Source organism: Thalassococcus sp. BH17M4-6 (genome assembly GCF_049323015.1).
Classification (GTDB): domain Bacteria; phylum Pseudomonadota; class Alphaproteobacteria; order Rhodobacterales; family Rhodobacteraceae; genus Puniceibacterium.
In genome coordinates this window covers 113,913-140,676 of record NZ_JBMPGU010000005.1, presented here as the reverse complement: position 1 = coordinate 140,676, position 26,764 = coordinate 113,913, and the positions used below count along the sequence as shown (strand labels likewise).

The following is a 26,764-nucleotide window of genomic DNA, read 5'->3' as shown; positions in this document are numbered from 1 at the left end:
AGATCGTTTCGAAAATGGCGAAAATCGCGTTCATTCTGCTGTGCCACAAGGATCCTGACGCCATCATCAAGCAGGCGCAGAGCCTGACGGCCGTGGGCGATTATATGGCGATCCATTTCGACGCGAGCGCGCGCGCTTCTGACTATGCGCGGATCACCAAGGCTCTGGCCGACAACCCGAACGTGACCTTCGCGAAAAGGCGCGTGCGCTGCGGCTGGGGGGAATGGAGCCTGGTGCAGGCCACGCTGCACGCGGTCGAGGCGGCGGTGGACGCCTTTCCGCGGGCCACGCATTTCTACATGCTGTCGGGCGATTGCATGGCGATCAAGTCGGCCCAGTACGCGCATGAATTCCTCGACCGGCGCGAAATCGACTACATCGAAAGCTTCGATTATTTCGATAGCGACTGGATCAAGACCGGCTGGAAGGAAGAGCGGCTGATCTACCGCCACTGGTTCAACGAACGCACCCAGAAACGCCGGTTCTACGCCGCGTTCGAGCTTCAGAAACGGCTGGGACTGACCCGCAAGATCCCCGACGACCTGCAGATCCAGATCGGCAGCCAGTGGTGGTGCCTGCGCAGGCGCACGGTGGAATGGGTACTGGATTTCTGCCGCCAGCGGCCCAACGTGGTGCGGTTCTTCCGCACCACCTGGATTCCGGACGAGACGTTCTTTCAGACCCTCGTGCGGCACCTGGTGCCGGAAAACGAGATCGACAGCCGCACGCTGACTTTCCTGATGTTTTCCGACTACGGCATGCCGGTCACCTTCTACAACGACCATTACGATCTGCTGCTCAGCCAGGATTTCCTCTTTGCCCGCAAGATCAGCCCCGGCGCGAAAGAGCTCAAGCGGCGGCTGGGGGTGCTCTATTCCTCGGAAGGGTCGCGGTTCCAGATCTCGAACGAAGGCCGGTCGCTTTACAAGTTTCTGACCAGCAAGGGGCGGATCGGTCGGCGCTTTGCCTCGCGGTTCTGGGAAACCGAAAGCTCGCTTGGCCGCGAACGGGAACTGCTGATCGTGGTCTGCAAGAAATGGCACGTGGCCAAGCGCCTGCTGGACCGGATCCGCCAGGTCACCAACGTGCCCGCGATCGAATACCTTTTCAACGAAGAGGATACCGATTTGCCCGATCTGGGCGGCATCCAGTCGACCCTGGGCAAGCGTCACCGGCATCGTCGGGCGCTGATGCGGATGCTGTTCGACTATTACGAAACCGACCGGCTGATCGTCTGCATGGACCCCGCGAACCTCGACCTGCTCGAGGATTTCTGCGGCGACCGGTCGGTGACGCGGCTGCTCGAGGTGGAATGCCAGTTCAGCGATGAATACCTCATCGGCCATGCGATGCGCGTGGGGCTGGCGGGCGACCGCACGCCGCGGGAAACGCTGGCGCGGCTCTTGCCGACGATCCGCCACGACATGACCCACGAATCGGACCGCATCCGCGACGCGGGCTTTGCCAACCATGCCCGGATGCGCGAGATCGACCCGACCGAGGTCAATGCCCGGCTGATTTCCGGCTTTCTGACGATCCCGCCCGACAAGGCGATGGAAATCGCCCAGACCGAATACCTTTTTGCTGACTAAGGATGCCCGCCCGATGGCCTATGACTACGACGACCAGAACATTTTCGCCAAGATCCTGCGCGGCGAGATCCCCAACGACACGGTGCTGGAGACCGATTACAGCCTCGCGTTCCGCGACATCCATCCGCAGGCGCCGCTGCACGTGCTGGTGATCCCCAAGGGGCCTTACGTCTGTTACGACCACTTCGCGCAGGAGGCGTCGGACGCGGAAATCCTCGACTACACCCGCGCCATCGGCAAGGTCTGCGCGCTCGAAGGGGTGGAGGAGGGCGGCTTTCGCCTGATCTCGAACGCCGGGGAGGCCGGCGTGCAGGAGGTGCCGCATCTGCATGTGCATATCCTGGCCGGACGCCCGCTGGGACGGATGCTGGCCAAGGCCTGATCCGGCGGTCTGCGCGCGGGGCGCGCGCAGGCAGTTGACCCCGCCCCCGGTGGGGCGGGCAAGGGGTGTCTGGTGTGACGCGCAAGGCGCGGTGTCACGCGGCGCCGGACCGGGTCAGCGACAGGAACACATCCTCGAGATCCGCCTGTTCGGTGCGCACGTCGCGGATGCGGATATTGGCGGCGCGCACCGCCTCGAGCACCGCATCGGCGGAAAGCTGGCTGGCGCTGTAGGTCAGCGCCAACGTGCCGTCGCTGCGGGATTCGGCAGTCAGATTTTCGACCTCGGGCAGGGTGCTGACCGCCTCGGCGGGTTCGATCACCATCGTCTTGCTGTCCAGCTGGCCCAGCAGGTTGCGGGTGCTGTCGCGCGCCACCACTGCGCCCTGGTGCATGATCGCGATCTCGTCGCACATCTCTTCCGCCTCTTCGAGGTAATGCGTCGTGAGGATGATCGTCATGCCGCGTTCCTGGTTGAGCTTGCGGACGTTTTCCCAAAGCATCTTGCGCAGTTCGATGTCGACGCCCGCGGTGGGTTCATCAAGCACCAGCACCGACGGGCTGTGCACCAGCGCCTTGCCCAGCAGAAGCCGCCGCCGCATTCCGCCCGACAGGGTGCGGGCATAGGCCTCGGCCTTGTCGGAAAGCCCGACCATCTCGAGGATGGCGTCGCTGCGGCGTTCGGATTTCGGCACGCCGTACAGCCCCGCCTGCACCTCGAGCGCGCCGCGCGGGGTGAAGAACGGATCGAGGTTCAGCTCTTGCGGCATCACCCCGATGGCGGCGCGCGACTGGCGCGGGTTCACGTCCTGGTCCCAGCCGCAGATTTCGACCCGCCCCGCGGATTTCACCACCAGACCGGCCAGGATGTTGATCAGCGTCGACTTGCCCGCGCCGTTGGCCCCCAGCAGCCCGAAGACCGATCCGCGCGGCACCGTGAGGTCGATGCCCTTGAGCGCCTCTTGCGCAGGCTCGTTCTTGGCGCCGCGATAGGTCTTGCGCAGCCCTTCGATGCGGATCGCGTCATGGCTCATCGCTCTCTTGCTCCTTTGGTGGCCTTCGCTCATAACGCAGGTAGTTCAACCGCAGCCAAAAGGGAATGTGCCCGATGACAGATGCCCCCGAAACCAAGATCGTGGACAGCTACCGGATCGCCTGCGACGGCGGCGAAGGCGCGCTGGGCCACCCCCGGGTCTGGCTGCAAATCCCGCAGGACAAGGGTTTCGTGGAATGCGGTTATTGCGACGCGAAATTCATTCACAAGGATTTCGAAGGCAAGGTCTGAGCGCCGTCCGGGCGCGCCACGCCGCCGAACGTCCTCGAACGCAATTCTCCGCCACGCGGCCCCGCAGGAAACCTTGGCCTGTATACGAAACCTCGCGTCCGGTTCGGAGTCTTCAGCGGGCAGCTGGGCCCCGGGCGGGTTTCAGACCAAGCGCAATGATGGCCGCTGTCGAGCGTGCCCGCAAATGGCCTCGTCCGCGCCTTTGAACAGCCGCAGGCATCTGTCATAGCCCTGTCGGTCCGCACTGCCTCCAAAGATCCGCATGTCCTTTCGTCCCAGGCTCGGTCCCGGTTTTCAACTCGACACAAGCACTGTTTATGCCGCCCTGGCTTTGTTCTGCTTCATCGCGATCACGGGCATCGGCGCCCTGGTGCAGCTCTTGCGCGGATCGTTCCGCAGTGCATTGTTCTGGGGCGGGGCGACGACGCTGGGCCTGGCATTCCTCTTCGGGCCCGCCACCTTCGACGCCCTGCGTGACTGGCGCAAGGAGGCCAGGTTCGCGGCATGGACAGAGGCCGCCGCACCGGCGGACCTGCCCGACTATGCGATGCCGCGGGTCGTGCATTTTCCCGAAATCGCGCCGGGTGACACGCGCCTGTGCGTTAAAAGCGACATTTTCGAAACGCCGCCGGGATGTGCCTTCGCGCCGCACCTCTGGCTTGCCGCGGGCACGTTCGATGCCGTCGAGACGGGGACCGACCCCGTCATGCGCTGGACATGGCTCTGGCGGGATATTCGCTGTTTCGACCCGGTGCGCGAGGATGGCGCGCTGTCTCCGTGGCGGCACTCCGTCTACATGCACGTTCTGGCCCCGCACCAGGGTGGGTGCCTGCGCGTCGTTCCGGTCGCGGAGGCGGAGGCGACAATGCACATCCGCGCCGATCCCGTGCCCGAATCCGAGACCGGGACCGAGACTGCGATTTTTCAGGTCGATCTGGTCGAAACGGCGACCGGCAAGACCCTGGATAGGGTCTCGGTTTATAAGGATGCCGCGCCGGGCAAGGGGAGGAACCCGGATCGTCCGCTGGCCAGGCTCCTTTTTGATCGCCCATCGACGACCGGCGATCTGTATGACCGGGACCGGTTCGACAATACCGTTTTCCGTGCCGCGCTCGACAGCGCGCTGTCGACCCGCGCGACGGAAGAGGTCTGCTATGCGCACCCGCCCTACCCGCTGGATGCGGCCACGCTCGACTTGATGCGCCAGAAGACGCCCGAGATCGCCGTACTGAAGTTTTGCTCGCTGCTTGCCGATCCGTGAGGGCTGGCCTCCGCCCGCCGGGCGTGGCACATCTGGGCCGCACACCCATAGGAGCGCGCCCATGGCCTTTGGCAAAGGATGTCACCTGTATCTGATCGACGGATCGGCCTTTATCTTTCGCGCCTTTTTTCAGGCTTCCAACCGAAATGAGAAGTATAACTTTCGCTCGGACGGAACACCCACAGGTGCAGTTGGTCTATTCTGCAACATGTTGTGGAGTCAGCTTAACAAGGATCATGGACGAGACGAAGCCACCCATATCGCGGTGATCTTCGACAAGGGCAGCCACACCTTTCGAAACGACATGTACAACCAGTACAAGGCCAACCGGGACGAGATGCCTGAGGACCTGCGCCCGCAGATTCCGCTGACCCGCGAGGCAACCCGCGCCTTTAATGTAGCCTGCGAAGAAAGAGACGGCTACGAGGCCGACGACATCATTGCCACGCTTGCGCGCAAGGCCCGAGAGGCCGGCGGGCGATGTACCATCATATCATCGGACAAGGACCTTATGCAGCTTGTTGGCGATAATGTGGACATGATCCGCCCCGGAATGCAGGGCAAGGCCGACGAACGAATTGATGCCGAAGGAGTAGTCGCTTATTTCGGCGTGCCGCCGGATCGCGTGATCGACGTGCAGGCGCTTCTGGGCGATCCGATCGACAACGTGCCCGGTGCCAAGGGCATCGGCGAGAAAACCGCGCCCGGTATCATCCAGGCCTTCGACCGGGTCGAGAACATCTTTGACGGAGAGGTCCGCGCCGCCGCCACCGCGAAACTGCAGGAGCGGCTGGATGCGCTAAACGCGAATTTCGAGGAACGACTAGGCCGCAAGGTCAACGCCAACTCCAAGAACGACGCGCAGGCGCTTCTGACCGACCACTATCCCGAACTCAATGATCCCAACGTCACCGTCTCGGGTCTCGAAGCGCTCGTCAAGCGAGGCTACGAGGTGGCCTCGGACATCCTTGCGGCCCGCGAAATCGCCAAGTTGATCTCCAGCCTGCTTCCGAAGGTGCTGGAGCAGGAAGACATGGTGCGATTGTCGAAAAAGCTGGTGATGCTTGATAGCGAAACGCCGCTCGATTTCTCGCTCGACGATCTTAAGGTGAAGAAACCCGAACCCGAGAAACTCCTGTCGTTTCTGAAAGAGATGGAATTCCGCACCCTGACCAAGCGCATTTCCGACGCGCTTGGGGTCGAGGCGCCGGTGATCGCCGACACCACGCCCGAAGGCGCGAACCCGGCAGGCGAGGATGCACCCGAGGCACCCGCCATCGACCCCGAGAAATACGAATGCGTGTCCGACATGGCCGCGCTCGACCGCTGGATCGCCAAGGCCCGCGACCGCGGCTGGGTGGCGGTGGACACCGAAACCACGGCGCTGAATGAAATGACCGCAGAGCTGGTCGGCATCTCGCTTTGCGTCGAGGCCGGAGAGGCCTGTTACATCCCCCTGACCCACAAGGCGGGCAAGGGCGGGGACGAGGACCTCTTTGCCGACAAGGATCAGAACGCCCTGGCCGAAGGGCAGATACCGGTTCAAGACGCGCTGGCCGCGCTCAAGCCGCTGCTGGAAGACCCGAGCGTCATGAAGATCGGGCAGAACATGAAATACGATGCCAAGATCTTTGCCCGCAACGGCATCCGGATCGATCCCATCGACGACACGATGTTGATGTCCTACGCGATGAACGCGGGCCTGCATGGCCACGGCATGGACACGCTGGCCGAACGCTACCTGAGCCACACACCGATCCCGATCAAGGACCTGCTGGGAACGGGCAAGAGCATGATCACCTTTGACCGCGTGCCGATCGAGGATGCGGTGAAATACGCCTCTGAAGATGCCGACATCACCCTGCGGCTTTGGCAGCTTTTCAAGCCGCAACTCCACCGCGCGCGCGTCACCCGCGTCTACGAGCGGATGGAGCGTCCGCTGGTGCCGGTGCTGGCACAGATGGAGATGGCGGGCATCAAGGTCGACCGCAACACGCTGAGCCGGATGTCGAGCGCCTTTGCGCAGAAGATGGCCGGGCTGGAGGCGGAAATTCACGAACTGGCGGGCGAGACGTTCAACGTCGGATCGCCCAAGCAGCTGGGCGAGATCCTCTTTGACAAGATGAGCCTCGAAGGCGGCAAAAAGGGCAAGACCGGGGCCTACGCCACCGGGGCCGACGTGCTCGAGGATCTGGCCACAGAACACGAATTGCCGCGCCGGGTGCTGGACTGGCGGCAGCTGTCGAAGCTGAAGTCGACCTATACCGACGCACTTCAGGAGCATATCAACGCCGAAACCGGCCGGGTCCACACCTCTTACGTGATCTCGGGTGCGGCCACCGGGCGGCTCGCCTCGACCGATCCAAACTTGCAGAACATTCCCGTCCGCTCAGAGGAAGGCCGCCGCATCCGCGAGGCTTTCGTGGCCGAAGAGGGCAAGGTGCTGGTGTCGCTGGACTACAGCCAGATCGAACTGCGCATCCTGGGGCATGTGGCGGGCATCGATGCGCTGAAACAGGCCTTCCGCGACGGGCAGGACATCCATGCCATGACCGCGTCCGAGATGTTCAACGTGCCGATGGAGGAGATGACCCCGGACGTGCGGCGGCAGGCCAAGGCGATCAACTTTGGCGTGATCTACGGCATCAGCGGCTTTGGTCTGGCGCGCAACCTGCGCATTCCACGGTCCGAGGCGCAGGGCTTCATCGACCGCTATTTCGAACGCTTCCCCGGCATCAAGGATTACATGGATGCCACGGTGGAGTTCGCCAAGAAGCACAACCGGGTCGAGACGCTGTTCGGGCGGGTGATCCACACGCCCGAGATCGGGGCCAAGGGGCCGCGCGCCGGATTTGCCAAGCGCGCCGCGATCAACGCGCCGATCCAGGGCACCGCCGCCGACATCATCCGCCGCGCGATGATCAGGATGCCGGATGCCATTGGGGGGATGCCTGCGAAGATGCTGTTGCAGGTGCATGACGAACTGCTGTTCGAGGTCGAGGAGGGCGGCGTTGACGACCTGATCTCCGCCGCGCGCGCCGTCATGGAAGGTGCCGCCGATCCGGTGGTCAAGCTGGACGTGCCGCTGGTCGTGGATGCGGGTCAGGGTGCCAACTGGGCCAAGGCGCACTGACCTGCACGGGCTAGCCGGGCGCGCGCACGAGGCCCTGGCCGATGTCCAGCGGCGAAAGCGCCGCCAGCGGCCCGTCGCGCCGCGCGTCGGCCAGCATCCGGCGCGTCACCTCGGCTGCGGTCGCGGGTTCGCTGCGATCCAGATGCGCCCACCACAAGGCCGCCACCCCGGCGGCATGGGCGCAGGCCATGGATGTACCGTTGAGCGCCCGCAACCCGCCCCCCAGGGCTGCCGACATCACCGCACCGCCCGGTGCAGCGACGCCGGGCCGGGTGTTGGAAAAGGGCGCGGGGGCCAGCCCCTCGTCGCCGTTGCTGAGCGCGCCGACGGGCATCACGCCGCAAGCCGTGGCGGGGGCGGGCGTGCCGACCTCGAAATCCGGCGACACGGTGCGGCGGCTGTCGTTGCCCGCCGCGGCCAGGATCACGGTTCCGGCCCCGGCCTGCGGCTGCGCGATCAGCGCCTCGACCAGGGCCAGGTTGTCGCGGTAGCTTTCCAGCGCCACGGCGCTGGCCAGCAGCTGCGGCAGGTCCTCTTCGCCGATCAGCGCCTGCACCAGTGATGTGAGGTCAAAGGCCAGCGACAGGGCGATCACTTGCGCGCGGGCGCGGAGCGCCCAGGCAAGGCCGCGGATCAGCATCGCGGTCGTGCCATGGCCATCATCGGTCAGCACCTTGCCGATCAGCGCCTCGGTCACGCCGGGAGCGACCCCGATGCGCGTGCCCTCGACCGCGCGGCCTAGCACCGTGCCGGTGAAATGCGTGCCGTGGCCATGCGCATCGTCATCGCCCGATCCGGCGAAATCGCACCGCTCAAGCGTGACTCCGGCAAAGGCCGGGTGATCCGCATCCACCCCGGTATCGAGCACCGCAACCCTTACGCCCGACCCGGTGACCGGGCAGGTTTCGGCCCCCACGGCGGTCAAACCCCAGCCCGGCACGGCCTCGTCGGGGCGGATATCGTCAAGCGGTTCGGGTTCGATCAGCTGCGTGGGCATTGAGCGCGCCACGGCGATCACCGCGGGGTCACGATCCGTTTCGCGCAGGTCGCTGGCCGACAGATCGGCGATGTCGATCAGGGGGGCGGTCGGGGCGGATCCGCTGCGGTGTCCTTCGGGCTGGCCGGTGCGCAGAACAATGAATTTCGCCATCGCAGGCCCCCGAATACAGCCGATGTGCGAATGGATAGCCGGTGATCAATAAACCCGCACCGCACGCCAAAAGGCTACAGCCGCGGGTTGAGCACGGGAAGGCCGTTCCCGTGAATCTGTCGTTAATAATAGCGGTTTGCGCCGCCCCGGGGCATCGCCCCGAGGCGTCCAGGCCGGTCAGACCAGCCCGTTTTCGCGGAAAAGCCGCTGCACGTCGGTTTCCGGGCGCGGGCCCATGTGGCTGATCACCTCGCCCGCGGCGACGCAGCCCATGCGCGCAGCGGTCTGCATGTCCTGACCGGTGGCCAGCCCGTAAAGAAAGCCCGCGGCGAACTGGTCGCCCGCCCCGGTGGCGTCGACCGGCGTGACCTTGGACACCGCGACATCGGTGCGCTCTCCGTCGCGGATGACGCTGACACCGTCGCCCGAGCGGGTGCAGACCACCAGCGGGCAGATTGCCGCCACCGCAGCCAGATCGGCATCCAGATCGCCGTTGCCGTAAAGCGCACGGATCTCGGCCTCGTTGCCGATGACGTAATCCAGTTCGTTCTCGATCAGGGTCAGGAAATCGTCGCGATGGCGTTCGACGCAGAAAGGATCGGAAATCGCGATCCCGGCCTTGCCGCCTGCCGCGCGGCAGGCGCGGGCGGTGCGGATGAACGCCTCCTTGCCCTTGTCCTTGTCGAAGAGATACCCCTCGAGGAACACGATCTCGGCCTCTGACGCGACATCGTCGGACACGTCCTCGGGCCCCAGCTCGGCAGAGATGCCGAGGTAGGTGTTCATCGACCGTTCGCCATCGGGCGACACGAAGATCATCGACCGCGATGTCGGCAGTTCGCCGCCCGACACCGGCGGGTTGACGAAATCGATGCCGTCGTTGGTCATCGCATCGGCGTAGAAATGGCCAAGTTCATCATCGCTGACCCGCCCGATAAAGGCCGCCCGCAGGCCCAGGTGACCGGCCCCGGCGATGGTGTTGGCGACCGAACCGCCCGGCGTCTGCACGCGGTTGCCCATAGCGGCATACAGTGCCTCGCCCCGGTCCTGTTCGATCAGCTGCATGATGCCCTTTTCGATGCCCATCTCCTCGAGAAATGCGTCTTCGGTCCGTGAAATCACATCGACGACGGCGTTCCCGATGCCAACAATCTGGTACTTCTTCATATGGTCTTTTCCTCAAATGGACAGAGATCGCGGATCAGGCAGGCTCCGCATTTCGGTTTGCGCGCGACGCAGATATACCGGCCATGTAGGATAAGCCAGTGATGCGCGTGCTGCTGATAATCGACCGGCACGTGATCCTCGATCGCGCGTTCGGTGGCGACGACATCCTTGCCCGGGCAGATGCCGGTACGATTGCCGACGCGGAAGATATGCGTATCGACCGCCTGCGCCGGATAATGCCACCACATGTTCAGCACCACATTCGCGGTCTTGCGCCCGACCCCCGGCAGAGATTGCAGCGCGGCGCGGGAATTGGGCACCTCGCCGCCGTATTCATCCACCAGGATCTGGCTCAGCTTGATGACGTTCTTGGCCTTCTGCCGAAACAGGCCGATGGTCTTGATATGCTCGGTCACGCCGTCGATGCCGAGCGCCAGCATCTTTTCCGGCGTATCGGCGATCTGGAAGAGCGGCCCCGTCGCCTTGTTCACGCCCGCATCGGTGGCCTGCGCCGACAGCGCCACCGCCACCACAAGCGTGTAGGCGTTGACGTGATGCAGTTCGCCCCTGGGTTCGGGCTCGGCGGCCTGAAACCGGTCAAAGATCGCGCGGATCGTGTGATAATCAAGTTGGCGTGCCATCCGCGCCTTGATGCATGACTGGGGCGGGATGCGCAATATTCGGGTCGCGGCGGGTGGGTCGCGGCGGCTAGATTGCGGATGGGCGATGATGAAAGACCGTGCAATCAAGGAGGTCGCCATGACCGAGATGCAGAACCAGGGATACCATTTCCACGTCATGCGGCGGGCCATCGACCTGATCGACGCGGGTGGCCCCGACCCGTCGCTCGAGGTGCTGGCGCGCGAAATGGACATGAGCCCGGCGCATTTCCAGCGGCTGTTTTCGCGCTGGGTCGGGGTCAGCCCGAAGCGCTACCAGCAATACCTGACGCTGGGCCATGCCAAGGCGCTGCTGGCCGAACGCTTTACCACGCTGGAAACTGCTCATGCGACGGGCCTGTCGGGCGGTGGGCGACTGCACGACCTCTTTCTCCGGTGGGAGGCGATGCGCCCCGGCGATTATGCCAAGGGCGGTGCGGGGCTGACGATCTACTGGGGCAGGTTCGAAAGCCCCTTTGGCCCGGCCTTGGTCATGGGCACCGATCGGGGCATCTGCGGCATTGGCCTTTTCGCCGAAACCGGCGAGGCGCACGCGATGGAGGATCTTGTCGGGCGCTGGCCCAAGGCCAACTTCGTGGAGGATCCGATGCGGCTGAAACCCTGGGTCGATGCGGCGTTCGGGGTCGCCAAAGCCAATGATGCCGTGCCGATCTTCATGATCGGCGCGCCCTTTCAGATCAAGGTATGGGAGGCGCTGATGCAGGTGCCGTCGGGGCATGTCACCACCTATTCCGAGATCGCGCAATCGGTCGGACACCCGCGCGCGGTGCGCGCCGTGGGCACGGCGGTGGGGCGCAACCCGGTGAGCTATCTGATCCCGTGCCACCGTGCTCTGCGCAAATCCGGGGGTCTGGGCGGCTATCACTGGGGATTGCCTGTCAAGCGCGCGATCCTGGCGTGGGAGGCTGCCCGCGCCGAGGCCTGACCGGGCGGTGCCGGGCGCCGGCAAACGGGCGTTTCACTGCGCGATCACGATGCGCGGATTGATGCCGATTTCCCCGTGACGCCCCTTTGGTTGTGCGGCATGTTGCCTGTATAGCAACACCAAGGCCCAACCGGCCCAGAGACACAAAGAGGCATGATATGACCCGAGCCAAGACTTCCCTTCTGACCGCATCCGTCGCCCTTCTGGGCCTGACCGCCTGCACATCCGGTCCGCTGATGGACCCCAATGACCCCAACCGCCAGGCCAAGCAGGGCGCGCTGATCGGCGCGGGCGTCGGTGCCGTCGCAGGCGCACTGGCCGGCAACGACCCCGAAGAGCGTCGAGCCAACGCCCTGGGCGGTGCCATCGTCGGCGCCGCGGGCGGTGCCATCATCGGCAACCAGCTCGACAAGCAAGAAGCCGCGCTGCGCGCCCAGATGGGCAACGACAACGTCACCATCCAGAACACCGGTGACCGCCTGATCGTGACCCTGCCGCAGGACATCCTGTTCGCCACCGACAGCGCGACGGTTCGGTCCGACCTGCAGGCCGACCTACGCACCGTGGCGCAGAACCTGAACCAGTACCCCAACACCACCGTTCAGGTGATCGGCCACACCGACAATACCGGCGACGCGGGCTACAACCAGTCGCTCAGCCAGCGCCGCGCGCAGTCGGTCGCGGGCATCCTGATCGCCAACGGCGTGTCGTCGGGCCGGATCCAGAGCATCGGCCGCGGCGAGGACGCCCCGATCGCGTCGAACCTGACCCCCGAGGGCCGTCAGCAGAACCGCCGGGTCGAAATCGTGATTCTGCCAAACGCCTGATTGGGCGGGCGCACAGCCTGTCTGACCTCATGCACAGCGCCGCGGCTTGCCGCGGCGCTTTTGCGTTGTAAGTGATGGGGCAACGCAATCACTGGAGACGACACAATGGCTGAATTCAAACTTGTGGGCCTGTGCGGTTCGCTCCGCAAGGCTTCGACCAACCTGATGCTGCTGCACGAGGTGGCGCGCATTTTCGATCCCGAAAGCTTTGTCGTCGGGGACATCGATTTTCCGCTTTACAACGAAGACATCGAAAACGGCCCCGGCATCCCGGACAAGGTGCAGAGACTGGCGGATCAGATCGCCGACGCCGATGCGGTGATCCTGTCGACACCGGAATACAACAAGGGCACGTCGGGCGTGATGAAGAACGCGCTGGACTGGATCAGCCGGACCGAAGGCAATTGCTGGAAGGACAAGCCGGTCGCGGTTGTGTCCGCCTCTCCCGGCGCGCAGGGGGCCGCGCGGGCGCATTCGATGCTGCGCACGCTGCTGCTGCCATTCCGCCCGCGTCTGGTGGCCGCGCCAGAGGTCATGGCCGGGCAGATCAAGAGCCAATTGGATGAAAACGGCACCCTGACCAACGACATGGCGATCAAGCTGGTGACCGAGCTGACCGACGAGCTGCGCCGCGAAGTGCGCCGGATGGCCGCCTAGCGGGCGTCTGAATTCAAGAGGCTGCCCAAGTTCCAGGCGTCTAGGCGCTGGCATATCGCGCGAGGCGATTGGCCTGAAACGGCCTTGGGCGGACGTAAGAGCCAATCACCCGGCGCGGAATAAAGGCCGAAGGCCGCCGCGCCATCCATTGCCCGGCAGGCGACTCGGCTTTGCCAAGTCTGCCGAGAGGGGCAGTCGCGCGCACACGCGGCTGCGATTGGGTTGAGCTTGGTGCAAAGCGGCGGTGGCGTGCGGTTTGGCTGGCATAAAGCGCTGAGCGGAAAGACCGGATGGCATCCGCGCGCGACTGCAATGACGCGGCTCACCACCCCGTTTGCGCAAGGTCCGCTTCAGGCTGCTCGCGCGCGTTTCAATCTGTCTGCTTCTTGCTCTGGCCGCCTAAGCGCAGGCGGCCACTAAAATGGCGCGCAGGTGGCATGGCCCGCCCCGCGCCTCGTATGGGGTGGCGGGGCGGATCTGTCGGCGGTGATCTGCACCGGCGGTTTGCGGGCATAGATACCGACGGCGGGGCCGTAGATGCGCCGCGCGTCGGCGATGGTGGCGATCCGGTCAAGCCCCGGGAAGGCGGCAAAAACTGCGGCGCGGTCGACCGGGCCAAGGCCCTTGAGCGCCACGGGGCCGGGATACATGGTTTCGGCGGCCACCCCTTCGGCATAGATGATTTCGTGCCGGTCCAGCATCATGTGATGGTACTGAATCTCGCGCTTGCCGCGGGCAATCCGCGCGCCGCGATACGCGTGCTTGACCAGATGGGTGGCGCGCAACAGCCGCGCCGGTGCATCTGGCAGAATGATGGCGTGCTGAGCCGATACGATCAGGTCGCGCTGGCCCCCGAACAGCCCCTGACGCAGCCGGATGGGTTTGAGCGCGGCGCTGCCCTTCATGAGTTCTGGCGTGATGTCGCGCCGCCCCAGCCAGCGGATGGGCTGCGGCCCGTGATCGCGGGTGATGACCAGCGCGCCGACCTCCAGTTCTTCAATCGGGACCTCGCCCTGCGGCGTCAGAATCAGCGTGCCCCGCGCGAAACAGGCAACCCCGGTGTTATCGGTGCTGAAGCTCGACGCATTGGCCCCCTGAAAGGTCAGGCTGTCCGCGCCGAACTGGCTGTTGTCGCTGTAATCGCCGCCGGTGGACTGGTTCAGGATGCCGTCGTCGGCGAAATCCTTGCGGATTTCGAAGACCGAATCGTAAAAGGCGCTAAGGTCGATGAAGTCGTTGTTCGTGGTGTCGCCGTCGCTGAGCGCGCCGGAATTGCCGGTGTTGAAATCGGTGATCGTGTCGGCGCCGTCGCCGGGCGTGTAGACAAAGACGTCATCGCCGCTTCCGCCGGTCAGGCTGTCGCTGCCCGCCCCGCCGGTGATTGTGTCGTTGCCGCTGCCACCGGTGATCGTGTCGTCGCCCGCCCCCGCCGTGATCGCTACGGCAGAGGTCATCGCGCTCATGTTGGCGGTGTCGGCGAGGCTGCTGAGGTTGAACTGCTCAATCTCGATAAAGTTCAGCGTGCTCGCGCCGTCCGTCGCGGTGCCTGAGTCGGCACCGGTAGCGGTCAAGTTGACGCCGGTGCCCATGCCGGCGAAATCAAGCAGGTCACCCTGCGTTTCGCCGGTCTCGCCGCCGATGATCGTGTCGCTGCCGTAGGGGCCGAAGGTGGTGTTGACTGCGAAGGTGTCGTCGCCCGACCCGCCATCGAGCAGGTCTGACCCCTGGTCCGCGTAGATAAGGTCGTCGCCGTCGCCGCCATAGGCACTGTCGTCGCCCGCGCCGTTCCAGATCGTATCGTTGCCCGCATCGCCGAAGGACACGTTGCCCGATCCGGCCGATCCCATGATCGAGTCGTTGCCGTCGCCGCCGCGAATGGTGTCGGCACCCTGGCCGCCCGAGATCGTATCGTTGCCGCCGTATCCATAGATCGCGTCGTTGCCGGCGGTGATCGCATCGCCCTGGGCATCGACATAGCCCGGCGCCATGCTATCGCTGCCCGCGGTGCCGTCGACCACGCCCTTGAAATCCCCGGCGATGCGGTCGCCGTCCATGTCGCCGGCGTTGTCGCCGGTGTTGCTGCTGACCGAGGTCAGTTGCAGCGACTCGATCGGTTTGGAGGTCAGGGCGGCCTGATCGGCGTTGTTGCTGATTTCCGGAGCCAGGTAGGTGTTGCCGCTGACATCCTGGAAAACAACGGCGGTGACCGTGGCGGTGGTGCCGTCGATATAGGTGATGGTGGCGTTGTAGATCGCGACGGCGTCAAAGTTCTGAGCGCCCCCGCCATTGATGCTGAAGGAGTCGTAGCCGCCGCCATTGTCGACGTCGTAAGTGTCGTTTGCATCCTCTGACAGGTCGACCGCCGTCAGGTTCTGGATATGGCTGGCAAGCGGGTCGGCGCCGGACCCGTAGGTGCCCAGGATACCGGCCGCGTTTTCGGCGATTTCATCATCCGTGTCGGTGTCGATCAGCGGCAGCGTGCCGAGAAAGATCACCTCGTAGTTCTGTGCCATGCAGGCTCCCGCAGCGCATGGACAAGCGCCCGGACCATGCCGGCACGGCCTTGCCTCAACAGATAAGGTTTAGGCAGGATGGCTTTACAAAGCGTGGAAACTGCGGCGCGTGGATGGAAAAACCGTGGCAGCGGCGCGGGTGCGCACGGGCGGCTCGTGGGCCTGGGGGCTAAAGCGGATTGGAGATTTCAACGAGGTTTCCATCGGGGTCGCGCAGGTAGATCGACAAGAGCGGCCCCTGCGCGCCGGTGCGCTGCACCGGACCCGCCTCGATGGCGATATCATGGCAGGCGAGATGCGCCTGCCAGGCGGGCAGGGGCGTCCCGCTCAGAAAGCAGAGGTCGGCTGTGCCGGGGCCGGGCGCCTGTGCGTGCGGGGTGAATTCGGAGCCGGCGAGGTGCAGGTTGATCTTTTGCGTGCCGAAGCTGAGCGCCTGCCGCGGCGGGCCGTCGGCGGGGAAAAAGGTCTCGGCTGTCATGCCGAGGATGGTGGTGTAGAACCCGATGGTCGCATCCAGATCGCGCACCGTGAGCACGAGATGGTCGAGCGAGTGGACGAACGGCGTCATGTCGGGAATAGTCCTGTGCAGTGAGTTCTGAGGAGGCACATATGCAGTCTGATCCCCCGCGCGAAGCGAGTCAAAGCGATCTCATCGACCCCGCACGCGCCCGCGCGCTGCAGGCGACGCTGGGCATCGTGCCGGATATCGAGACGGGGATGCCGCTGCCGCCGTTCTTTCACTACATCTATTTCTGGGAAATCGAGATTCCGGCCAAACTGGGCCGGGACGGCCATCCGCGCGTCGGCGAGGGGCTGATCCCCGACATGGGGCTGCCCCGGCGGATGTGGGCGGGCGGCACGCTCAATTTCCACAGCCCGCTGATCGCAGGGGTGCCAGCGGTGCAGACGGTGCGCGTGCTCAAGGCCGAACGCAAGGACGGGCGCAGCGGGCCGCTGGCCTTTGTCACAGTGGAATACGCGGTCGAACAGGACGGGGCGGCGATCTGTACCGAGGTGCGCGACATCGTCTACCGCGAAGACGCCGACCCCGACGCGCCGAAACCCACCCCGCCCGAGGCCCGCACCGACGAGGAGGAGGCGCGCGAGGTGGCGTTCGATTCCACCATGCTCTTTCGCTATTCCGCGCTGACCTTCAACGGCCACCGCATCCACTACGACGGCGAATATGCCAAAAGGGTCGAAGGCTATGACGGGCTGGTGGTGCACGGACCGCTGCAGGCACAACTGCTGATGCTGATGCTGGACCGGCCCGAAGACCCACTGCGCTCGTTTAAATTCCGCATGACCGCGCCGCTGATGCACTGGGAAACTGCCACGCTCTGCCGCAAGGGCACCGACGCCTGGGTGCGCGGCCCCGGGGGGCGGCAATGCCTGACGGCGGTGGTCAACGGCTGAGCGAGCAATCGCCCCCGGGGGCGATACGAGAGACGCTGTCTCTCGTGCTCTCTGGAGTTTCGGCCAAGAAGAAGGGGCAGGGCGACGGACAAGAAAAAGGCCCCGGTGAGAGCGGGGCCTTTGCTGTCTACGGAGAGAGACAGGCTTGGTCAGCAGCCGGTGCCGTTCACCACCACCTTGACCGTGCGCAACAGCACCGCGACGTCGGTGCCGAAGGACAGCTTGCGCAAATAGTCGGTGTCGAAGCCCGCGCGTTCGGCAAAGCTCGATTCATTGCGCAGCGAGGTCTGCCAGAAGCCGGTGATGCCGGGACGCAGCGCGTAATAGGCTGTGCCGGGATAGAGCGCCTGCTGTTCGACCATCATCGGGCGGGGGCCGACCAGCGACATGTCGCCCCGCAGCACGTTCCAGAGCTGCGGCAGTTCGTCGAGCGAGGTCTTGCGGATGATCTTGCCGATGCGGGTGATGCGCGGGTCGTGACGCAGTTTCTGGGTGCGGTCCCATTCGCGGCGCAGCGCCGGATCGCTGGCCAGATGCGTTTCCAGCATGTGGTCGGCATCGGCGACCATGCTGCGCAGCTTCCACATGTAGAAGACGCGGCCCGACCGGCCCAGGCGTTTCTGCAGATAGATCGGGGATTTGCCGTCGAGCGCGATCAGGGCGCAGAGCACGACAAGCACCATCAAGACCGGGATCGCCGCCACCAGCACCAGCGTCACATCCAGGCCGCGCTTGAAGAGGTCGCGGTAAAGGTGACGGCGGGGCGCTGTTCCCAGCGCATCGTCAATGAGGGTTTCCAGTTCCACTGAGGACAGCGGATGGCGCAATTGCATCGTCATTTTGGCCTCCTTGAGGCAGATGACGGGAGATGTGTGATAAGGCCTTGATCAGGACCTTTGGACACAGCAGAGCAATGCACGGAAAACCGTGTTTTTACCTTTTGACCCGGGGGCAGGCCCGGGTCGCGCCATGTTCAGATTAGGTCGTTACTGTTCGTCGCAGACTTACCATTTACTCCCAAGGTGGACGCACCAACCCCCCAGTGCCTTTCACAAATTGCGACCGAAATGTGTTCACTCGCATTCAACACGAATTCTTATGATCTGCGGTTTGAGCTCCGTCAACAGAGAGGAAGGGTCACACTTTTTGGTTGAATGGAGGTGTTTTTCTCCTCCTGTAAGCGACACACGCCGCACGGTTTTTTTGACGCAACGTCACCACGAAAAGCTGCGTCCAAGATATTCTTTTCCTTGAAAGAAGCGCCGAATCCCGAGGCGCGTTCCGCGCTGAAAGCCAGGAAACAAAGCGCGGTTTTCGGGCGGATCACTGTTCGCAAATCCGCAGTAATCCCAGTGTGACGTCCGATTGTATTTCGGCGCTGCCCGGGTCGGAGCGCCGACGTCGGATTTCCAAGGAAAATTTCAGCTCATCGGGAAACAGTGCGGAAATCTCCCCTTGCGGCGGGAGTGATCGCGCGGATGGCCGAACGCGTCCATCGAGCGACGCAACGTCACTTGCGCGACCTGCGGATCGCCGCCGTTCGGGCGGCGGAAAACCGACACGCTAAGGTCGAGTATTAACGCTCACGAAATGTTACAGGCGTTGAGGGGGCGCGATTTTCGACCCGAATCGCCCGCCCCGATCGGCCCCGATTTTGCCATATTCGGTCCGAATCGTGCCTCATTTCGACGTCCGTTGCGCCGGAATGTGGCAGCGCCGACAGTTGCGGAGGGGGGGGCGAATGGCTATGTCCGCGGGATCACACGTAGGGCGCACGGACAAGGACACACGCATGGCCAACCACCTTTATCAGGGCGATCTGCCCGACGGTCTGGATCTGGGTCCGGTCGTCGCCATCGATTGCGAGGCCATGGGGCTGCATGCCCATCGCGACCGGCTGTGCCTGGTGCAGATGTCGGGCGGCGACGGCGACGCCCATCTGGTGCAGGTCGCCAAGGGCCAGAGCGCGGCGCCGAACTTGTGCCGGATGCTCGAGGACCCGCAGGTCCTCAAGCTCTTTCATTTCGGGCGCTTCGACATCGCATTGATGTATCACACCTTCGGGGCGCTGACCGCACCGGTTTATTGCACCAAGATCGCCAGCAGGCTGGTGCGCACCTATACGGATCGGCACGGTCTCAAATACCTTCTGCAGGAGCTGCTGGGCGTCGATATCTCGAAACACCAGCAATCGAGCGACTGGGGCGCGGAAAAGCTCAGCGCCGCGCAGCTGGATTATGCCGCGTCGGACGTGCTGTATCTTCATCGCCTGCGTGAGGCGCTGGACGGGATGCTGGCGCGCGAAGGCCGGGATGGGCTGGCGCAGGCCTGTTTCGACTTTCTGCCGGTCCGCGCCAAGCTGGATATCGCGGGCTGGCCCGACACCGATATCTTTGCGCATTCCTGAAGGACGCATCCGGGATGGCGCGCACCTACAGCAGATATTCCCGGATGGTCGCCTGGCTGAAGATCCTGCTGCCGATGGTGGCGCTTGGCCTGCTGTCGACGATCTTTCTGCTGTCGCGTGACAGCGACCCGACCGACCGGGTGCCGTTTTCGGTGGTCGGCATCGACGGCGACATCGCGCGCGAACAGGTGAGCGAGCCGCGGTTTGCCGGGACCACCACCACCGGCGCGTCGCTGACGATGAACGCGCGGGTCGCCCGGCCATCGCCCGATGTCGAAGGGCAGGTGGACGCCGACCAGCTGGATGCGCGCATCGTGATGGATGACGGCAGCGAGATTGAGTTGACCGCCCCCACCGCAAGCATGCGCGACAGCGATGACCAGGCCGAGCTGAAAGGCGGGGTCACGATCCAGAGCTCGACCGGCTATACCCTGACCACGCAAAGCCTGCTGACCTCGCTCGCCCGGGTCGAGGCGGAAAGCCGCGGCCGGGTCGAAGGTGACGGGCCTCTGGGCACGCTCAAGGCGGGCCGGATGCAGATCACCACGCCCGAGGGCAGCGACGACCTCCATTTGCTGTTCACCGGAGGCGTAAACCTGATATACCTCCCGCAAACGGAATGAGTGCTGCCGCATGTTGAGATCCCTTATCGCTGCCTTGGCGCTTTCGGCGCTGTCTACGTCTGTGGCTGCACAGGCGCAGGTGAGCTTTGGCGGAATGCAGCAGGACACCTCTGCCCCGATCGAGGTCAGCGCCGACAGCCTGTCGGTGAACCAAAGCGACGGCACCGCCCTTTACACCGGCAATGTGGTGATCGGGCAGGGCGAAATGCGCCTGTCGGCGCCGCGGGTTCTGGTGGTCTATGCCAGCAGCGCCAATCGCATCGAACGGCTCGAGGCGACGGGCGGCGTGACGCTGGTCAATGGCGACGAGGCGGCAGAGGCCGAAAGCGCGGATTATAATGTCAACCGCGGCACCGTGGTGATGAAGGGCAATGTTCTGGTCACGCAGGGCCAGAACGCCCTGACCTCGAACCAGATGACCGTGAACCTGGAAACCGGCACCGCGCAGATGGACGGCCGCGTGCGCACGGTCCTTCAACAGCAGCAAGACTCCGGGGACCCGTAATGGCGGCGCCGCAGCTGAGTGTCACGGAAGGGTCGAGCGGTCTGCGCGTATCGCATCTGCGCAAGAGCTATCGCAAGCGGGTCGTGATCCGTGACGTCAGCATGGAGCTGAACCGGGGCGAGGTCGTGGCGCTGCTGGGGCCCAACGGGTCGGGCAAGACGACGACATTCTACGCCATCGCCGGTCTGGTTAATCCCGAGGGCGGGCAGGTGCTGATCGACGGGCGCGATGCGACGTTCCTGCCGATGTACCGCCGCGCCCGGATGGGCATCGGGTACCTGCCGCAGGAAATGTCGATCTTTCGCGGCCTCACGGTCGAAGACAACATCGCCGCGATCCTCGATATCAGCCAGCCCGACCGCTACAAGCGCCGCGAGCGGCTGGAAGAGTTGTTGGGAGAATTCTCGATCGAACACCTGCGCCGCGCCCCGGCGCTGGCGCTGTCGGGCGGTGAACGGCGGCGGGTGGAAATCGCGCGCTGCCTGGCCGCCGATCCCAAGTACCTGCTGCTGGACGAACCGTTCGCAGGGGTCGATCCGATCAGCGTCGGTGACATCCGGGCGTTGGTGGCCGACCTCAAGAAGCGCGGGATCGGGGTGCTGATCACCGACCATAACGTGCGGGAAACGCTTGAAATTGTTGACCGGGCCTACATCCTGCACGATGGCACCATGCTGATGTCGGGCACCCCGGACGAGGTCGTGCGCAACGAAAACGTGCGCCGGGTCTATCTCGGTGACAATTTCCGCATCGGCTGACGCTGGCGGGCGTCAGGCTGACGGCTCTTTTCCGCGTGGACCGCGCGGATTCAATTGACAAGGCGCCGTTTTGAACGCTCAAATAGGGGTATGACGCCCTTGATGGTTCGTATCTTTGACTGGCCCGACCCCTTTGCAAAGGGCGGGCCTTTTCTAGTTCGGCCCGGGGCGTCCAGTCAGGGTTTGCCGACCGTGAAGACCCAGGGCCCCGCGCCACTGGGTGGGCCGACCCGCCAATAAAAAGGAAACATCATGCGCTATCAAATCTCGGGAAAACAAATCGACATCGGTGCGGCGCTGCAGACCCATGTTCAGACCGAACTGGGGGCCGTGATCGAAAAGTATTCCGGTCGTCCGACCGATGCGACCGTCATTTTTTCCAAGAGCGCGCATGAATTCGTGGCCGAGGCGACGATCCATCTGTCGACCGGTCTGACCGCAACGGCCAAGGCCCATGCGAACGAGATCTACGCCGCATTCGACGCCTGTACCGAAAAGCTGGACAAACAGTTGCGCCGCTACAAGCGCCGGTTGAAGGACCACCACAAGGACCGCGTGGAACCTGTTGAACTCTTCGGAGCGGCCTCGTATATCCTCGCCAGCGAATCCGAGGTAGAGGAATCCGAGCCGGAGACGCTTCAACCGATCATCGTGGCCGAGATGGAAACCAAGATTCCATCGTTGACCGTCGGTGAGGCGGTGATGCAAATGGAACTTGCAGGTGCGCCCGTGCTGGTGTTCCGGAACGAGAAAAAAGACGGGGTCAACGTCGTGTATCGCCGGGAGGATGGCAACATCGGGTGGATCGACCCGTAAGCCGCGTCCCTGCGACCGCCGGAACGGACCTTCACCAGACGGAGTCAGGCAGGCATGAAATTCGCGGACCTCATCAAACCATCCGCCGTCAAGGTCATCAACACGTGCTCGAGCAAGAAGCGGCTGATGCACGATCTTGCCGATCTGGCCTCGGCCGCGCATGGCATCGACGCCGGTTTGGCGGTGGATGCGCTGATGGAACGCGAAAGCCTGGGTCCGACCGGTGTGGGGCATGGGGTTGCGTTGCCGCATGCCCGGCTTGCGGGCCTCGACGACGTGGTGGGCGTGTTCATCCTGCTGGAAAAGCCGATTGATTTCGACGCGGTGGACCGTCAGCCGGTGGACGTGATTTTTGGCCTTTTCGCACCCGAGGAGGCCGGCGTCGAACACCTCAAGGCGCTGGCGCTGGTGTCGCGCACCCTGCGCGAGGAAAGCATCCGCGCGAAACTGCGCGCCAACCGCGACCCGGGCACGCTTTACACCATCCTGACGGAAACCCATTCGGTGCAGGCGGCCTGAGCCGCCTGACCCGCTGCTGAGTCAGCCCCAGTCGGAAAACCCGAACATCAGATAGTCGCGCTGATACGCGTCGCGGGCCAGTTGTTCGATCTCGTCGTCGTAGATTTCAGCCAGCGAAAAGGGCGCGCGCACCGGTACACGTTCGGGATCGGGCGGTGCCGGGTGGCCCACCTGCATGGCCAGCGCCGGAAGGTATGCCGCCATCTCGTCTTCGCGGATGATCATGTCGGGCAGGGTGAATTCGGCCATGCCCTGTAGGCACTGCGCCTGCGTCGCCCAATGCGCATCGACCCGAACGCCGGTTTGCCCCGAAAGACACGCCTTGAGGAACGCCAGCCACGCGGTGAACGCCGCGCGATGTGCTGTCACGTCATAGGAATCGTCCGGCTCGCCTTCGGGCAGAGGCAGGTTGTGAGCGCGGATCAGCGTCTTTCGGATGGCGTTGAAACTTCCCGGCCCGGTGGTCAGGATCCGCGAACAGAAAGCCTCGTGCGCGCGGGCGAGCGGGTGACGCAGCACCGTAAAGCTGCGATGCCCTTCCCGCTCGCGCTTCCACTGGCGCAGGGTCTTCTGGCTGAAATCGCGCAAGAGGTCGCCCCGTTCGACACCGTCCAGCGCCGCCAGCCATCCGGCAACCACGCCTTCGGGGCCGGAGCGGATCGGCATGTAAAGCAGCCCGGTCTTCACCGCCGCGACGTAGGACGGCACCACCGGCCCGCGGCGCGGTTCGAAATTTGGAGTGCGGTTCAGGTTGAACCGGTCGAGCCGTGCCAGCGCGGTCTCCATCTCGGGAAAATTTTCGACCTTGTCCGACACCGGTTCGGGGTTCTGCCTTTTCAGGGATTTGTTCAGACTGTCGAGCTGCGTCTTGACGCCCAGCCATTTCGCCAACCCGTTCATCACCGCGACGTCCTGCAGATCCTCGTACGCCACATAGAACGCCGTCTGGCCAGAGGTCTGCAGCGCGTTCATCAGCGTGACCTGGAAATCCTGCAGCTTGGCCAGATGCTCCTCGAAATCGGAGGTGTCGAAGAGCACCTTGGCGTCCTTGCGACGCTTCACGTTGGTCAGTTTCCACTGACCTGTGGCCTGCGCGATCTTCCAGCTGACGTAGCTGTCGACCGGATTACGGGTCAGGATGATCTTGGCGCAGCGCGGATCGGCCAGAAGCCGGGGCAGGATGCGGGGATCATGGTCGTGAAAGAACCTGAATCCGCCGATGCCCCCGGGGGTCGCCTTGGCGATGGTGCCCAGCAGTTCCTCGGGGTCCTGATCGCGGCGGTACTGCGTCACCCCCAGAATGTCGCGGCTGTTGGGGTAGCCGATGAAATGCGGGTTGAACGCCTCTCCGTGGCAGGTGATGCCGTCAAAGGCATTCAGGTTCGCCTCGAGGAAATTGGACCCGGTCCGCATCTCGGCAAAGACCACGAAATAGTCGAAACGTTCGGTCATCAGGGCCTACTTCTTGACCAGATAGGGTTTGCGGGGGCGCATCCCGGGCATGTTCGGTATCGGGTCGACGGGGAAATCGCCCATCAGGTAGGGATGCATCCCCTGGTTCTTGAGGTTCTGCAGGAACTGGCCAAATCCGGTCAGGTCCGCCATCAGCGGCACCTCGGCCAGACGGCGCAGGCTTTTCTGGCCGATCTCGTCGATGATGACCTGCAGCGGCTCCATCGGGGATTCGATGAATTCCGCCATGGTCCAGATCCGGATGCGCGCCTTGGCGTAGGGCGAACGCAGTTCGTCCAGCATCTTGCTTTCGATCTTTTGCAGGGCCGCGGCCTGTTTGCGGATGTCGGCGAAATTGGCGTTGGACTTGAAGAGCGGCACCGACCACGCGCCCGAGATCACCGAGATCTGTGCATTCGGATCCTCGGCAAAATGCCGGTTGATCAGCGCGGTATCGCGGGGCCCGTATTGAAAGCACTGTCGTTCGCCGCGGGTGTTCCACAGAAGATTGGTCAGAAAGGCCCGCGGATTGGCGTCGCGCAGCAGCGCGGTATCGGGCAGCGCGCCGTTGATGATCGTCTGACCGCCTGCGAATTCCGCGCGTTCGGGCGCAAATAGATGTCCATGCACCTGCGCGCCGGTGGCGCGGGCCAGCCAGGCCTCGAAATCCTGGAAAAGCTCGGAAAATCCCTGAAAGACCGAATATTTGCCGGCCGTCACGCCGTTTTCCCAGCCGGGGTTGGGATAGCGGCTGTGCATGTAAAGACCGGCGCGGCCGCGGGTCCGGCGGTCCACCGCCTTGGCGAAAATGCGGTCGATCTTGCCGGGGTTGGGTTCCTGACGGCTCATCGCGCCTTCGGCATCGGTCAGGAACGCCTCGTAAAGCCGTTCCGCATGCGGCCAGATCTTGCGCGCCACAAAGCAGTCTGAGCGGCGCAAAAGCTGCAGGTGATCGTCATAGAAGATGTGCGGCTTGCCCTGGAAATCGAACTTCGACAGGGTCAGCGACCGGCTTTCGATATTGGTGGAATAGAGCCGTGCGAGCGTCTGGAAGTAGGATTCGTCGGGGATCCAGACATGGCGGAAATAGGCGTCGAACTTGCCGCGTTCGGGGTCTTGCAGGATCGCCGACAGGGTCTGCCGGGTCAGGCACCACCATTGGCTGCCCATATGCGGCACGATTCCGCGCGGGATGCGGCGCTTGTAGCCGATCCTGCGCTGGAAATCGACGAACCGGTCGAACAGATAGCGATTCCTGCGCCAGGAAAACGGGAAGCGCATGGTGAACCGTTCCTGATCCAGCCCGCCCACGGTCCAGGGCACATCGGCGGTGGTGGCGCTTTCGATGAAATCGGTGCGCGGGCGTTCGGCCAGGTAATCCACCAGCTCCTGCACCGGGCGCAGGGGCAGGCAGGACCCCGACGCCAGATAGACGTGGCGCACATCGGCAAACCGGTCGAGCATCAGTTCAGAGGCGTCCTGGCTTGCCGCCACCAGCCCCCAGGTGCCCCATTCGCAGCGGTGCCTGCGCGAAAACAGCACCGTCGGCAGATCCTCGAGCGACCGCATGAAGGCGTCGTAGACCTTGCGCGACACGGATTTGTCGACGTGGATCACCACCGGGCACCCGGCCCGGGTCCAGTGCCGCGCCACCTGTTCGGCCCGCCCCAGCGCGGTATGCACCAACATGACGATGCCGACGCTCATGCCCAGTTACCTTTTGACATGAGCCCCAGAATCTCGAGCTGGCGCCAGTTGATGTATTTCTCTGACCACTTGCACCACAGTTCGGGATTGTCGCGAATGCCCGCGGCATAGGCCAGGTATTCCTTGGACCCGGCATAGTGCTGCTTGCGCTCCAGCTCCTCCTGCGCCTTGATCGTGAAGGTATCGAGGAACTTGGTGTGCAGCAGCACGCCGCTGGCCTTTTCGCCGCCCCATTCGTCGTAGACCAGGTTCAGCCCGCGCGGCAGCAGGTTGTGGGTGGAAGAGACGTAGGCATAGCGCCGGTCCCATTTCACCAGCGGGATCTTGTTGAGCGCGGGCGCCCGGTCCGGCTGATCGGCAAAGAACATCCGCGACCGCGGGCCGCCCTGTATCCACAGGTTGCCGAATTTGGGGTTCTTGCGGATCGTGTAGTTGCCTGCATCGAACCACGACGCGATTTCGATCGGGTTCTGGCCGGCGCGGTAGGGCTCCGCATCGATCCGGCCCTTGGGATACATGTCGAGCAGCATGGCGCTGAAGGATTTGATCGACGACGCGTCCAGCCAGTCGGTCAGCGCCCGGAGCGGCCGGGTGTCGCAGAAGGGATAAAGAAAAAGCTCGTCCGGGTCGACGACCAGCGCCCAGTGGCCGTGGGCGTACTTCATCTGCAGCCAGTTCAGCCAGTCGACGCCAAAGCGCGCACGCTTGTAGCTGGCGCGCGTGGTCCAGACCGATACGTCGTCCTGGCGGGACAGGTAGTCAAGCGAACCGTCGGTGCTGTCGTTGTCCACGAAGAAAAAGTGGTTCACACCCATGTCGCGGTAATACTTGAGGAAATAAGGCAGGCGCACGCCTTCGTTGCGCTGGGTCGAGAACAGCAGAAGGTCCGATGGCGTGATCTGATCGGTGCGAATAGCCACGGGCCGCAGGTCCCGACGCTTGCGAAAGGCGCGGATACGCCAACGCCTGCGCTGAAGCCTCAGCCGGTAT

25 protein-coding genes are annotated in these 26,764 nt (G+C 64.0%); 15 read left to right on the top strand and 10 right to left on the bottom strand.

The genetic code is table 11. From position 1 onward, the window contains the following. Positions 1-14 precede the first annotated feature (14 nt). Both ACOXXX_RS09380 and ACOXXX_RS09375 read left to right on the top strand, forming a co-directional pair. Positions 15-1,592, top strand: a complete 1,578-nt coding sequence (locus tag ACOXXX_RS09380) for a DUF5928 domain-containing protein (protein WP_422826307.1) — start codon at positions 15-17, stop codon at positions 1,590-1,592. A 13-nt stretch (positions 1,593-1,605) separates the two neighbouring features. Then, positions 1,606-1,974, top strand: coding sequence for a histidine triad nucleotide-binding protein (locus tag ACOXXX_RS09375; protein ID WP_422826306.1), 369 nt, complete (start codon positions 1,606-1,608; stop codon positions 1,972-1,974). 94 nt (positions 1,975-2,068) lie between these two features. On the opposite strand, the gene ACOXXX_RS09370 is transcribed toward ACOXXX_RS09375, so the two are convergent. Further along, positions 2,069-3,007 (bottom strand): ABC transporter ATP-binding protein, encoded by a 939-nt coding sequence (locus ACOXXX_RS09370; RefSeq protein ID WP_422826305.1) that lies wholly within the window; start codon positions 3,005-3,007, stop codon positions 2,069-2,071. 74 nt (positions 3,008-3,081) lie between these two features. Here ACOXXX_RS09370 and ACOXXX_RS09365 point away from each other — a divergent pair, with 74 nt between their 5' ends. From ACOXXX_RS09365 to polA, 3 genes are all read left to right on the top strand, one after another. Then, positions 3,082-3,258: a zinc-finger domain-containing protein gene (locus tag ACOXXX_RS09365; RefSeq protein WP_422826304.1), complete on the top strand. Its 177-nt coding sequence runs from the start codon at positions 3,082-3,084 to the stop codon at positions 3,256-3,258. A gap of 262 nt (positions 3,259-3,520) precedes the next feature. Continuing rightward, positions 3,521-4,519 (top strand): hypothetical protein, encoded by a 999-nt coding sequence (locus tag ACOXXX_RS09360; RefSeq protein WP_422826303.1) that lies wholly within the window; start codon positions 3,521-3,523, stop codon positions 4,517-4,519. 61 nt (positions 4,520-4,580) lie between these two features. Next, positions 4,581-7,652, top strand: coding sequence for a DNA polymerase I (gene polA, locus ACOXXX_RS09355; RefSeq protein ID WP_422826302.1), 3,072 nt, complete (start codon positions 4,581-4,583; stop codon positions 7,650-7,652). 10 nt (positions 7,653-7,662) lie between these two features. Here the strand turns inward: polA and ACOXXX_RS09350 are convergent, their stop codons facing one another. The 3 genes from ACOXXX_RS09350 to nth all read right to left on the bottom strand — a co-directional run bounded on the left by ACOXXX_RS09350 (position 7,663) and on the right by nth (position 10,610). Beyond that, positions 7,663-8,802 carry a S8 family serine peptidase gene (locus tag ACOXXX_RS09350; RefSeq protein ID WP_422826301.1) on the bottom strand — a complete coding sequence of 380 codons (1,140 nt, stop codon included), beginning with the start codon at positions 8,800-8,802 and terminating at the stop codon, positions 7,663-7,665. A 177-nt stretch (positions 8,803-8,979) separates the two neighbouring features. Next, positions 8,980-9,969, bottom strand: coding sequence for an adenosine kinase (locus tag ACOXXX_RS09345; protein ID WP_422826300.1), 990 nt, complete (start codon positions 9,967-9,969; stop codon positions 8,980-8,982). Next, on the bottom strand, positions 9,966-10,610 hold the full coding sequence (nth, locus tag ACOXXX_RS09340) for an endonuclease III (protein ID WP_422826299.1): 645 nt from the start codon (positions 10,608-10,610) through the stop codon (positions 9,966-9,968). The genes ACOXXX_RS09345 and nth overlap by 4 nt, the downstream gene beginning before the upstream one ends. Positions 10,611-10,728: 118 nt before the next feature. Here nth and ACOXXX_RS09335 point away from each other — a divergent pair, with 118 nt between their 5' ends. From ACOXXX_RS09335 to ACOXXX_RS09325, 3 genes are all read left to right on the top strand, one after another. Beyond that, positions 10,729-11,574, top strand: coding sequence for a methylated-DNA--[protein]-cysteine S-methyltransferase (locus tag ACOXXX_RS09335; RefSeq protein WP_422826298.1), 846 nt, complete (start codon positions 10,729-10,731; stop codon positions 11,572-11,574). Between the two features lie 158 nt (positions 11,575-11,732). Then, on the top strand, positions 11,733-12,401 hold the full coding sequence (locus ACOXXX_RS09330; protein WP_422826297.1) for an OmpA family protein: 669 nt from the start codon (positions 11,733-11,735) through the stop codon (positions 12,399-12,401). A 105-nt stretch (positions 12,402-12,506) separates the two neighbouring features. Continuing rightward, a complete protein-coding gene (locus ACOXXX_RS09325) occupies positions 12,507-13,058 on the top strand; it encodes an NADPH-dependent FMN reductase (RefSeq protein ID WP_422826296.1) in 552 nt (183 codons plus the stop codon). A gap of 416 nt (positions 13,059-13,474) precedes the next feature. On the opposite strand, the gene ACOXXX_RS09320 is transcribed toward ACOXXX_RS09325, so the two are convergent. Both ACOXXX_RS09320 and ACOXXX_RS09315 read right to left on the bottom strand, forming a co-directional pair. Then, positions 13,475-15,571 carry a Hint domain-containing protein gene (locus ACOXXX_RS09320; RefSeq protein WP_422826295.1) on the bottom strand — a complete coding sequence of 699 codons (2,097 nt, stop codon included), beginning with the start codon at positions 15,569-15,571 and terminating at the stop codon, positions 13,475-13,477. Between the two features lie 169 nt (positions 15,572-15,740). Next, a complete protein-coding gene (locus tag ACOXXX_RS09315) occupies positions 15,741-16,139 on the bottom strand; it encodes a VOC family protein (RefSeq protein WP_422826294.1) in 399 nt (132 codons plus the stop codon). A gap of 41 nt (positions 16,140-16,180) precedes the next feature. Between ACOXXX_RS09315 and ACOXXX_RS09310 the strand changes: the two genes are divergently transcribed. Then, positions 16,181-16,987, top strand: a complete 807-nt coding sequence (locus ACOXXX_RS09310) for an FAS1-like dehydratase domain-containing protein (RefSeq protein ID WP_422826293.1) — start codon at positions 16,181-16,183, stop codon at positions 16,985-16,987. Between the two features lie 149 nt (positions 16,988-17,136). On the opposite strand, the gene ACOXXX_RS09305 is transcribed toward ACOXXX_RS09310, so the two are convergent. Beyond that, positions 17,137-17,826, bottom strand: coding sequence for a sugar transferase (locus ACOXXX_RS09305; protein WP_422826292.1), 690 nt, complete (start codon positions 17,824-17,826; stop codon positions 17,137-17,139). A gap of 953 nt (positions 17,827-18,779) precedes the next feature. Between ACOXXX_RS09305 and ACOXXX_RS09300 the strand changes: the two genes are divergently transcribed. From ACOXXX_RS09300 to ACOXXX_RS09275, 6 genes are all read left to right on the top strand, one after another. Next, entirely contained in the window at positions 18,780-19,394 is a 615-nt protein-coding gene (locus ACOXXX_RS09300; RefSeq protein ID WP_422826291.1) for a ribonuclease D, read from the top strand. A 14-nt stretch (positions 19,395-19,408) separates the two neighbouring features. After that, on the top strand, positions 19,409-20,017 hold the full coding sequence (gene lptC, locus ACOXXX_RS09295) for an LPS export ABC transporter periplasmic protein LptC (RefSeq protein WP_422826290.1): 609 nt from the start codon (positions 19,409-19,411) through the stop codon (positions 20,015-20,017). Between the two features lie 10 nt (positions 20,018-20,027). Continuing rightward, a complete protein-coding gene (lptA, locus tag ACOXXX_RS09290) occupies positions 20,028-20,522 on the top strand; it encodes a lipopolysaccharide transport periplasmic protein LptA (RefSeq protein WP_422826289.1) in 495 nt (164 codons plus the stop codon). After that, complete coding sequence (gene lptB / locus ACOXXX_RS09285) at positions 20,522-21,280, top strand: LPS export ABC transporter ATP-binding protein (RefSeq protein ID WP_422826288.1); 759 nt, start codon at positions 20,522-20,524, stop codon at positions 21,278-21,280. The genes lptA and lptB overlap by 1 nt, the downstream gene beginning before the upstream one ends. 252 nt (positions 21,281-21,532) lie before the next feature. Next, positions 21,533-22,096: a ribosome hibernation-promoting factor, HPF/YfiA family gene (gene hpf, locus ACOXXX_RS09280; protein WP_422826287.1), complete on the top strand. Its 564-nt coding sequence runs from the start codon at positions 21,533-21,535 to the stop codon at positions 22,094-22,096. Between the two features lie 54 nt (positions 22,097-22,150). After that, on the top strand, positions 22,151-22,615 hold the full coding sequence (locus ACOXXX_RS09275; protein WP_422826286.1) for a PTS sugar transporter subunit IIA: 465 nt from the start codon (positions 22,151-22,153) through the stop codon (positions 22,613-22,615). A gap of 21 nt (positions 22,616-22,636) precedes the next feature. On the opposite strand, the gene ACOXXX_RS09270 is transcribed toward ACOXXX_RS09275, so the two are convergent. The 3 genes from ACOXXX_RS09270 to ACOXXX_RS09260 are packed head-to-tail and all read right to left on the bottom strand — an operon-like array spanning position 22,637 to position 26,757. After that, positions 22,637-24,067, bottom strand: a complete 1,431-nt coding sequence (locus ACOXXX_RS09270; RefSeq protein WP_422826285.1) for a sulfotransferase family 2 domain-containing protein — start codon at positions 24,065-24,067, stop codon at positions 22,637-22,639. 6 nt (positions 24,068-24,073) lie between these two features. Further along, positions 24,074-25,774 (bottom strand): beta-1,6-N-acetylglucosaminyltransferase, encoded by a 1,701-nt coding sequence (locus ACOXXX_RS09265; protein ID WP_422826284.1) that lies wholly within the window; start codon positions 25,772-25,774, stop codon positions 24,074-24,076. Further along, entirely contained in the window at positions 25,771-26,757 is a 987-nt protein-coding gene (locus ACOXXX_RS09260; RefSeq protein ID WP_422826434.1) for a glycosyltransferase family 2 protein, read from the bottom strand. The genes ACOXXX_RS09265 and ACOXXX_RS09260 overlap by 4 nt, the downstream gene beginning before the upstream one ends. Positions 26,758-26,764: the final 7 nt, after the last annotated feature.